1 protein-coding gene is annotated in these 322 nt (G+C 71.7%); it reads right to left on the reverse strand.

Annotated elements, in window-relative coordinates; all coding sequences use genetic code 11:
- Positions 1–308, reverse strand: a 308-nt coding sequence (locus QM693_RS37520) for a PepSY domain-containing protein (RefSeq protein WP_283354836.1), incomplete at its 3' end; no start/stop codon positions are given.
- Positions 309–322: the final 14 nt, after the last annotated feature.

The raw sequence follows: 322 nt of genomic DNA on the forward strand, positions 1-322 counted from the left end.
TTCGCGACCGTGCCACCCGGGACCGTCGCGACCGCGATCTGCTCCGCCTGCTGCTGGGTGACCGCCCCGCCGGCGGGGGGCGCGGGTGCGGGCGTCGCGGTGGTCTCCCTGTTCTGACTGTCGGGCACCACCGCGCCGGTCGCCGCATCGACATTCACGTCGTAGTCGTAGCCCCGCGTGTCGCGGATGTGGACGTGCCACACCGTCTTACCGTCCCGCTGTTGTTCCTCGGAGTTAACGACCGTGCCACCCGGGACCGTCGCGACGGCGATCTGCTCCGCCTGCTGCTTGGTGACCGCGGATGCCACCGCCGTGCCCGTCG

This window comes from Rhodococcus sp. IEGM 1305 (genome assembly GCF_030058635.1).
Classification (GTDB): Bacteria; Actinomycetota; Actinomycetes; order Mycobacteriales; family Mycobacteriaceae; genus Rhodococcus_F; species Rhodococcus_F opacus_D.